Origin of the sequence: Parafrankia soli, from assembly GCF_001854695.1 — a bacterium.
GTDB classification, from domain to species: domain Bacteria; phylum Actinomycetota; class Actinomycetes; order Frankiales; family Frankiaceae; genus Parafrankia; species Parafrankia soli.
In genome coordinates this window covers 1-8,903 of the sequence record NZ_MAXA01000040.1, presented here as the reverse complement: position 1 = coordinate 8,903, position 8,903 = coordinate 1, and the positions used below count along the sequence as shown (strand labels likewise).

The following is an 8,903-nucleotide window of genomic DNA, read 5'->3' as shown; positions in this document are numbered from 1 at the left end:
GTTTCAGGCCGCGCATCGGCCGGAGCCGTGCTTTGAGCCGGCCGTGCTCGGCCTCGATCCGATTGTTCTCCCGGGCGGCGTCGACGTGGCACGCCTCAGGCAAGAATTCGTCGAGGACCCGCGGGTAGACGGGTGCTTTGTCGGTGGTGACCTCGACCGGCCGATGCCCATGGGACAGCGCACGGACGAAGAAGCGGCGTGCCGCAGCCTGGTCGCGGCGGGTGCTGGCCAGGACGTCGATGACCTGTCCGTGCTGGTCAACCGCCCTGTACACATAGGTCCACCGGCCTGCGACCTTCACATACGTCTCATCCACAAACCACCTATCCCCAGGACGGTGCCGACACGGCCGCGCGGCCTCGACCAGCAGGGGCGTAAAGCGCTGCACCCACCGATACACGGTCACGTGATCAACCTCGAGGCCACGTTCGGCGAGCAGCTCCTCGACGTCCCGGTACGACAGYACGAACCGGAGGTACCAGCGGACCGCCAAGACGATCACCTCGGGTGGGAACGGAACCCCGCGAACTCCGACGTCGGAACCGGTGGACGGACACGACGTCGACGCATCACTCGATCATGACTGATCGGTAGCCGCGATGGTGGCCTTCACCGAGGCAACAATGCCCCCGCAACTATACGTACGTATGGCACGATGCTGGACAGGTGTATAGTGCATCGCGAGGAGGAGTGGCATGACCACTACAGACGTCTACTACGACCCGTACGATCCCGCTATCGACGCCGACCCGTACCCGACGTTCAAGCGGCTGCGGGACGAGGCTCCCATCTACTACAATGATCGGCACGGTTTCTGGGCCCTGAGTCGCTACGAGGACGTCATCGCGGCACTCAAGGACACCGCACGCCTCAGCTCGACCAAAGGTGACATCATCGAGGTCATCAAGGCTGATCCGGTCATGCCGCCGGCGGTCTTCATCAATGAGGACCCGCCGCTCCACACGATTCACCGTGCGTTGGTGTCACGCGCCTTCACGCCGTCCAAGATGCGAAAGATCGAGCAACAGGTCCGCAACTTCACCGCCGCCTGCCTCGACCCGCTGGTCGGCACCGACCGTTTCGACTTCGTCACCGAACTCGGCGCCATACTGCCGATGCGCACCATCTGCATGCTCGTCGGGATCCCGGACGCCGACCAGCCGGCCGTGCGCGACTATGCCACCGGAAATCTTCGCAGCCAGCGCGGGGCGCCGATGGCGGTCGACCCCGACAAGTACTTCGACCCGAGCTTCTTCGCCGAGTACGTCGACTGGCGCGAGAAGAATCCGTCCAACGACCTCATCACGGAACTACTCGGTGTCGAGTTCGAGGACGAGAACGGCATCGTCCGTAACCTGACCAAGCCGGAGATCCTCACGTTCCTCACGGTGGTGGCCGGCGCTGGTGTCGATACGACCGGCCGCATGTTCGGATGGATGGCCAAGGTGCTGGCCGAGCACCCGGACCAGCGCCGCGAGATCGTCGAGGACCGATCGCTGATCCCGAACGCCATCGAGGAGCTGCTGCGCTTCGAGTCGTCGGCACCGAACGCCGCCCGGTATGTCAGCGAGGACGTCGAGTTCCATGGCACCACGGTCCCGGCCGGCAGTGTGCTGACCTGCATCCTGCTGGCAGCCAACCGGGACGAGCGGCAGTTCGACAACCCCGATGTCTTCGACATCCACCGGAAGATCGGCCAGCACTCCGTGTTCGGGCACGGCATCCACTTCTGCCTGGGAGCGTCGCTGGCGAGGCTGGAACTGCGCGTCGCTCTCGAGGAGATGCTCAACCGCTTCCCCGAGTGGGATGTCGACCTTTCTGCCGCGAGACGCTCGCAGTCCCCCGTGGTGCGCGGATGGGACCGGATGCCCGTCATCCTCTCGTAACCACGGGCCCATTCCAGGACGGCGCAGCTGGTAGGTCTCGGCGCACATGTCCCACGGGCGCGGCGTGCGGGGCAGACACTGGAAGATAGCCGGTGGCTCGGTGCGGACGATCCATGGTGAGTGGGCAGGGCGGGGCCGTGGTCACCGCCGCCCTGCCCACTCACCACCACCCGCGCAGGGCATGGCGGGCGGGGCCACAGCCGGGCCCTGCGCGGGTCGCGGCGTCCCACAGACTGGGAGCCATGGACGCGTCCGGTTCAGCCCGCCCACGCCTGTCCCGAGGACGGCCGACACCGGAGGAGACAGCGCGTCTCGACCGCGACGTACGAGAGAGTGCGCTGCTCCTCTTTCTGGAACAGGGCTATGAAGGCACCTCCATGGAGGCGATCGCCCGGGCCGCAGGCACGACCAAGGCCACTCTCTACGTCCGCTTCCCCAGCAAGGAGCTCGTCTTCAGGCACGTCTTCGAGTGGGCGATGAGTCAGCCCGACTGGCCTGTCGCGGAGCTGGCACCACCCGATCCGGACGATCTCGAGAAGGCGCTGGCCGCGATCGCGGATGCCGCCCTCCGCCGAACCCTCCACCCCGCGATGCAGGCCATGCAGAGGATCGCCATCGCCCAGGCGACCCGTTTTCCCGACCTGGGGCGCCGGGCACGCCAGGTCTACTGGCCGCGCCACGAGCAGGTGGCTGTCCTGCTGCGCAGACATGCCGCCACGGGTGCGATCGTCGCGGACGAGCCTGATGTTCTCGCGGAGCACTTCCTTGCCATGGTCGCTGGAGCGCCGACCCTCTTCGCGATGTACGGAGTGAGCCGGGACCCCGTGATCCTGGAGCATCGCCAGAAAGCGGCTGTCCAGCTTTTCCTACGGTCGTTGCGCCCCTGAAGTCCCCGGTCGCCGACGGCCCCTCCCGGAGGTGCCCGGCGGGAACACCGCCACGCATCCCTCGCAGGCAGGCGCACGACGGCCCGCGACTCGGCCGGCGCCCTCCCCGCCGGCAGGCTCGGGCAAGTCCGGCAACCCTTTCACCCCGTCGCGCCCGCCGGGCCACAGGGCCACCGGCCGGGTGTCGGATGTCGGGTGGGCCTGGACGAAAATGCACCGTACCGTCTATTTAAGCGAGACTGGCTGCGTGCCAGGCCCCGACCGGCACCCCTTCTTCTCCATGACCGAGCTTGTCTCGCGGGAGGCCCCATGCCATCGGCACTTGACCAGCTGCTCCGTCTACGCACGCAGACGATCGCTTCGACCATCCGGCCGAAGAGCTGCTGCCGCTCCAGATCGAGGCCGCACGCGAACGCCTCGAGACGCAGGCCGCCAGATCCCGCTGCTGAAGAACCGACTGGCCAGCAGCGGACTGACCAGCTGTCGGTGCCGAGTGAAAACTGACCAGGCGTTGCCTCGGCGTCAACACCAGCATCACCGGACCTGCGGACCTGGTCCCGTTACTGTTCGCCCACAGCACGTACAAGAGCTACGGCGAGTCGTGGCTTGCGGACGGGCGATGGGATCGCATGGACCGTTGGCTGCAGACCGTGTCGACCCATGCCGGCAGCACCCCCCGGCCCGGGGTGGACGGACTCGATGCGTGGATCGCCGGGCTCGAGACCGACGGTTGCTTCGTCTCGTGCTCGTCCGGGACGACAGGAAAGCCAGCGATGCTGCCATCGTCGGTGGCCGATCTCGACTTCGTCACGCGGGCGAACGTGGCCATGTTCTCCTGGACGACCGGTATCAGGCCGACCCGCGACCGGAAGTTCTTCGGGCTGGGCCCGCGTATGAACATCACCCGCAACGAACGGATACGCCAGGTGATGATCGATGCCTACTGCTCGCCGGCGTTGGAGCCGTACCAGCTGCCGATCCCGTCGATCAGCATCGGGGCGACCATGGAGATGATCCTGCTGCGTAGGCGGATCACCGAGGGTACCGCCAGCCCAGCCGAGGTCGTCGACTTCGAGCGGCTGAGCGGCGAGCGGCAGGCGAACATCGACGCAGCGCGGCAGGACGCTCTCGCGGCCCTCGTCGAGGCCCGGGAGCACAAGCTCCTGCTGGCCTCCTTCTTCCCCGGCCTCCATCCGCTCGCCGACGCCCTGCGGGAGCAGGGCGTCGGCGGCTTCCATCCGGACAACGCGGTGCTGACCGGCGGCGGGCTGAAGGCCCTGTCTGTCCCGCCCTCGACGACACCCATGCTTCCCCACGGCCCCTTCGGCGCCATCAGCCGGCCGTCATCGACCGCGGCCCGCGCCACCAGCAGCCGGCAGAAGCCCTCCAGCGTGGCCAGCCCGGTTGGGAGGTTCGTAGTGCTGGTGCGGGCGAGATGGGCGTAGGCGCGGGCGACGATGGTGATGGCGGCTGGTTGGAGGACGAAGCCGAGCCCCGGGCCAGAATCCGATGGCGCTCGGCAGCCGTCGCCGTACCCCAGTCGACCAATGACGGTCTGGGTGCCCTGGCCGGTCTGGATACAGTCGTCGAAGACCGCGATCTTCAGGGGTGTCGGGGTGCCGCCGTGTGGCCTGCTCGCCGACCACCAGCCCCGGCCGGGGCTCGGCCGTCTCATGCATCGGCCCGGTGTGCACATCGTGAACCCGGACGGCGAACCACCACCCGGCAGCCGCCGACACCCCGCGGCACACAGAACACCCGCAACCTGCACAAACACACACCTGGCGGCACCATGCGACACTAGCCGACAGGCCGACCTACGGGCTTTTAACCGGTGAGTTCAGGGTTCGAGTCCCTGACGGCCCACTCTTGGAGGGCATTTCCTGCGCATTTTGAAACATTCCTGAAGAAATTTCGCCTCCTCTTTCGAGGACCCCGGATAGCCAGCTTGATCCGGCGRCTCTGTTGCGTCCGGCAGTTGGCCATTCTGCTGGTCGGGAACCAGTTGGAACGCGATGGCGACCAGGGTTGCCGCCCCGCCTGTTGACACTCGCCGGCGCTTCCGTCCCACTTGTTACCAGTGGTTGCGGTGCAGCACCTGGCCTAGGGGAACTCGGGGAGCCGGTCGGAATTCGGTACCGACGGTGTAGGCGAGTGGAACGAACGCGGCCAGCATCACCCGGTTGAACGGGACGCCCAGCAGCGTGGCCATCTCGCGTTCGAGGGGCGCCTGTGCGGTCGTCCACACCGTTCCCAACCCCCGGGCACGGGCGGCGAGCATGAAACTCCACACGGCTGGCAGGATCGAGCCCCAGGTCATCGACTGCGCGAGGACGGAAGCGTCGTCGGTTCGTCCTTCGACGCAGGGGACCACGAGCGCGGGCACGCGGTGGATGTTGTCGTACAGGTGCTGGAAGCCGCTGCGCATCTTGGACAGCGACGACGGGTAGGCGTTCATCCGCTCGGCGTCGCGCTGCGTCAGCGGGCTGGCGTGCGGGTCGGCTGCGGCGACCGCCTTCCGGAAGACGTCCGCGAGCGCGTAGCGTCGCTCCCGGTCGGTGACCACGACGAAATGCCATCGCTGCCGGTTACGACCGGTTGGCGCCTGCACGGCGAGCTCGACGCATTCCTGGATGAGCTCCCACGGCACCGGCCGGGACAGGTCCAACCGGTGGCGTACCGCCCGGGTGGTGGACAACAACTCATCGGGCGACAGGTCCAGCAGCATGCGCGTGCCTCTCATGGCCTCATGTGGATCGGGGAACTCACAGGTTGCCGGGCAGCGGAGCCAGGGCGKTAGCGTCCGGTTTCATCAGGTGAAAGCGACGCGGTGACGGCCGGACGCGGCGCGGTGATCATAGATTTCACGCGGTCACCCGACGGCTAGGACGGCGCGGCATCCGGAAGGCGGCGGTATGTCGGCGGTAGGCAGGGCGTTGTCCGTCCTGGACGTGTTTGCCGACGGGTCGGCCAGCCTGCGGCTGACCACAATCGCGGCGCGCAGCAGTCTGCCGTTGCCCACGGCGCTGCGGCTGGTGCGGGAGCTCGTGGCGTGGGGAGGGTTGGAACGTCAGGCGGACGGGTCGTACCGGCTGGGGACCCGGCTGTGGGTGCTGGGCGGTCAGGTTCCGTGCCAGCGTCGGCTCACCGACGCCGCACAGCCCTACCTGCGTGGACTGCGGACGGCGACGGGCCGTGCCGTGGCGCTCACCTCCCTCGACGGCAATCGGCTGCTCGTCGTCGACGAGCTGGGCGCAGCCGTGTCGAGGGGGTCACATCTGCCCCTGCACGCGACGGCCGCGGGCAAGCTCTTTCTGGCCCACGGTCCTGACGCCCTACGACAGCAGGTCCTGAGCGACCTGGTGCGGGTCACGCCATACACCGTCACCGCGCCGGGGCTACTCCACCGCCAGTTCGCTGATATTCGCGGTGGCTCGCTTGCGATCGCCAAGGAAGAAAGGCGTCTGGGGGAGGTTGAGATCGCCGCACCGGTGGGTCCGACAAGCGACGGCGGTCCAGCGGCGGCGCTCTCGGTGACCGCGCCATCCGTCCCGGCCGCGCGGCGAGCCATGCCGTTGCTCGCCGCGACCGCCGCCGCGCTCACCGCCCACCTCACCCCATCCATCTCCGGCTAGACCCGTACTCCCGCCTTCCCGCCGGGAGCCAGTTGAGCAGTTATTGCCAGGACTGACGGGTGCGGAGCCCCACTGTCGGCTACTGAACGTGACCGCAGTTCGTGTCCGGTGAAGGAGGTCGAGGACGGGTTGGACGTCGCGCTCAGYGGACGAGGTAGGGCCAGCATTCCATGGAGGCGGCCAGCCACCGCGCGCCGTGGGAGAACCGCGCTGATGGGTGGGACCGGCGTTCGGGACGGGCGGGAGCGGTGAGGATCGAACCGGCGGACGACGCCATGTTCCGCGAACGCGACGCCTGGCGTTACGACCCGCCCTACGACTTCTACGACAGCGACGGCCTACCCGTGAAGAACCCCGAGCTCTTCTTCGCCGTGCGCGACGACGACGGCGCCCTCATCGGCTTCTACTTCTTCGAGCCGTGCGGCGACGCGCTGTTCTACGGGTTCGGCCTGCGACCGGATCTCACCGGTCGTGGGCTCGGCGAGCAGTTCGTGCTGGCGGGCCTGGAGTTCGCCCGCCCCATCTACGGCCGACGCCGCGTGGCGCTCGATGTCGCGGCCTTCAACGAACGCGCCATCTGCCTGTACCGGCGCATCGGCTTCACCGAGACCGGCCGGCATACCGAGACTTTCGACGGTTACGGGGCCGTGGAGTTCATTGACATGGAAAAGCCCGGCTGAACGCCCTCGGCGCCGGGCCGGTCGATGCGGAGGCCCTGTTCGCCGAGGGCGGCCCGCGGCTCGTAGACACCGAGGGCATGTTACTGAACATCACCGACGGTGGCGACTGCTCGGATGAACCTGACCGCTGCTCATGGGCTGCTCACATACGCGGTCGGTTGCTCATCTGTATCTGACGCCTACACCCGGACAGTACCGCCCGTGCCGACAAGTCGTTCGACCGGCTATCCGGGGAGCCGGACGACTATCTCGACGCGCCGGTTGAAACGCTGGCCTTCGGGGTCGGGTGAACCGTCCGGGTTGGCCTCTTCTGTCAGTGGCTGGGTGCTGCCGAGTCCGACCGCAGTGACCGCCGTGGCAGATACAGCGTGGTCGAGCAGGTACTGCTGAACGACCCGGGCGCGGTTTTCCGACAGGGTCTGGTTGCCTCTGACGGCGCCGGTCGCGTCCGTGTGGCCGCGGACCTGGATCTCGCCGGCCGAGAACTGCGAGTTGATCAGGCGGATGGTGGCGTCGAGCGTGTCCGTGCTGCCGATGACGTCGCTGCCGGTCGCGAACAGGTTGTCGCTGTTGAAGACCAGAATGAACAGTGCGGTGCCGTCGGCGTGCCTCGCGGAAAGGTTTTCCCCGGAGATTCCGGTGAGGTCGATGTTGTCGGGCCCCGGCAGTCGGTAGAGCGAGCCCTCGATCAGCCGGGTTCCCTCTTCCGGCTCGTGGGCGTAGCCGCCGATGTCGCACGGGATGCGGATCACGAGTCCGGCGCCGAAATCCTGGGTGCCGCAGGTCGGGTCGGGCTCGCCGTCGTCATTGATGTCGTCCAAGCCGGGTTCGGCCCCGGGTGGCAACGACGTCGCGGACGATTGGTCCGGGGAGGTGTCAGCTGACGGGTCGGTAGCGTCGTCCGTAGGCGTGCGCGTCACCGCCGGGGGCGAGTCCGCAGCCGTGCCCGACTCGGAATCAGAGCTGCCGCATCCAGCAGCGATCGCACCAGCCATGAGCACGAGCAGTAACCGAGCCGCATTCTTGTGTCGCATCGATCCCCCATTTTTCGCTTTCGGCGTTGCCGCATGTTAGCGGTGTTGACCTGCGGAAACGGCACAACTGCCTGCTAGCCGACAGGCAGGAAGGCAGCCGGGGGCGGCGTGGCCGGAGTCAGAACGAATCGGCGATGTCTTCGGGCCGGCCGTTGCAACCCATCGGGGTGTTGCCGGCGACCGATGGTCGGCGAGGCAGCTCATCGAGACGCGGGATGATCTGGGCGTATTGTGCCTGAGCCAGTTCCTCGGCCCGGTCGGCTGCATCACGGGTCGCCTCCCAGCCGACCCACTTGTCGGTGTCTTTGAGGATGGCGAACTCGGCGTACCGCTGCCTCCTGTACTCCGCACGTTTGGTTTTCATGCTTTGACCTGCCCGTTTCGTGATCACGGGGGTTTGGTCGGGTCTACTCCGAGGAGGTTGAGTACGCGCTGCTGGAGCGGTGTGGGCCGGGGGATGTAGGCGGGCTGGCCGTCGCGGGCGGGCACGAGACGCAGGCCGGAGAGGGCTTCGAGTAGGAGCCGGCCGGTGGGCTTGGCGGGTCGGCCAGCGTAGAGACCGGCGACCGTTCCGGTCGGACCGGTGGAACGCCGGACCTCTCGTTCGATCAGCGAGAACAGCAGCAACGCGAGGCCGACGACGTGGAGCAGTCCGTGGATCCGCTTGTTGTTCTCGAGGTAGATCGGGTCGGCCTCGAGCGGGCCCTTGAACGCGCCGTAGCGCCGTTCGGAGGCTTCCTGGCCCTTGTAGTCGACGAAGACCGCGGCGGTGTCCTTCTCC

8 protein-coding genes and 2 pseudogenes are annotated in these 8,903 nt (G+C 67.5%); 5 read left to right on the top strand and 5 right to left on the bottom strand.

Annotated features, from left to right (window positions below; all coding sequences use genetic code 11):
- A pseudogene (locus BBK14_RS05505) lies at nt 1-570 on the bottom strand (IS6 family transposase); the annotation flags it as partial.
- Nucleotides 571-695: 125 nt separating this feature from the next.
- Between BBK14_RS05505 and BBK14_RS05500 the strand changes: the two are divergent.
- From BBK14_RS05500 to BBK14_RS05490, 3 genes are all read left to right on the top strand, one after another.
- Nucleotides 696-1,886 (top strand): cytochrome P450, encoded by a 1,191-nt coding sequence (locus BBK14_RS05500; protein WP_071060107.1) that lies wholly within the window; start codon nt 696-698, stop codon nt 1,884-1,886.
- Nucleotides 1,887-1,999: 113 nt separating this feature from the next.
- Entirely contained in the window at nt 2,000-2,773 is a 774-nt protein-coding gene (locus BBK14_RS05495) for a TetR/AcrR family transcriptional regulator (RefSeq protein ID WP_338045424.1), read from the top strand.
- A gap of 629 nt (nt 2,774-3,402) precedes the next feature.
- Complete coding sequence (locus BBK14_RS05490) at nt 3,403-4,218, top strand: phospholipase D-like domain-containing protein (RefSeq protein WP_071060106.1); 816 nt, start codon at nt 3,403-3,405, stop codon at nt 4,216-4,218.
- Nucleotides 4,219-4,847: 629 nt separating this feature from the next.
- Here BBK14_RS05490 and BBK14_RS05485 read toward each other — a convergent pair.
- Complete coding sequence (locus tag BBK14_RS05485; protein ID WP_241831177.1) at nt 4,848-5,516, bottom strand: nitroreductase family protein; 669 nt, start codon at nt 5,514-5,516, stop codon at nt 4,848-4,850.
- 172 nt (nt 5,517-5,688) lie between these two features.
- Between BBK14_RS05485 and BBK14_RS05480 the strand changes: the two genes are divergently transcribed.
- Nucleotides 5,689-6,408: an IclR family transcriptional regulator gene (locus BBK14_RS05480; protein WP_071060104.1), complete on the top strand. Its 720-nt coding sequence runs from the start codon at nt 5,689-5,691 to the stop codon at nt 6,406-6,408.
- Between the two features lie 248 nt (nt 6,409-6,656).
- On the top strand, nt 6,657-7,088 hold the full coding sequence (locus tag BBK14_RS05475; protein WP_071060108.1) for a GNAT family N-acetyltransferase: 432 nt from the start codon (nt 6,657-6,659) through the stop codon (nt 7,086-7,088).
- 224 nt (nt 7,089-7,312) lie between these two features.
- Here the strand turns inward: BBK14_RS05475 and BBK14_RS05470 are convergent, their stop codons facing one another.
- The 3 genes and pseudogenes from BBK14_RS05470 to BBK14_RS38085 form a co-directional block, all read right to left on the bottom strand.
- Entirely contained in the window at nt 7,313-7,909 is a 597-nt protein-coding gene (locus BBK14_RS05470) for an OmpA family protein (protein ID WP_241831175.1), read from the bottom strand.
- A gap of 331 nt (nt 7,910-8,240) precedes the next feature.
- The gene (locus BBK14_RS05465) at nt 8,241-8,486 is read right to left on the bottom strand and encodes a hypothetical protein (protein ID WP_071060102.1); all 246 of its coding nucleotides are present in this window, start codon (nt 8,484-8,486) and stop codon (nt 8,241-8,243) included.
- Between the two features lie 23 nt (nt 8,487-8,509).
- Nucleotides 8,510-8,903, bottom strand: a pseudogene (locus BBK14_RS38085) (IS1634 family transposase); the annotation flags it as partial.

Excerpts from the sequence above, each read along its gene's own strand:
- BBK14_RS05495 (WP_338045424.1), top strand. The coding sequence starts at position 2,000 with ATGGTGAGTGGGCAGGGCGGGGCCGTGGTCACCGCCGCCCTGCCCACT.
- BBK14_RS05465 (WP_071060102.1), bottom strand. The coding sequence starts at position 8,486 with ATGAAAACCAAACGTGCGGAGTACAGGAGGCAGCGGTACGCCGAGTTC.
- BBK14_RS05485 (WP_241831177.1), bottom strand. The coding sequence starts at position 5,516 with ATGAGAGGCACGCGCATGCTGCTGGACCTGTCGCCCGATGAGTTGTTG.
- BBK14_RS05480 (WP_071060104.1), top strand. The coding sequence starts at position 5,689 with ATGTCGGCGGTAGGCAGGGCGTTGTCCGTCCTGGACGTGTTTGCCGAC.
- BBK14_RS05490 (WP_071060106.1), top strand. The coding sequence starts at position 3,403 with ATGGACCGTTGGCTGCAGACCGTGTCGACCCATGCCGGCAGCACCCCC.
- BBK14_RS05500 (WP_071060107.1), top strand. The coding sequence starts at position 696 with ATGACCACTACAGACGTCTACTACGACCCGTACGATCCCGCTATCGAC.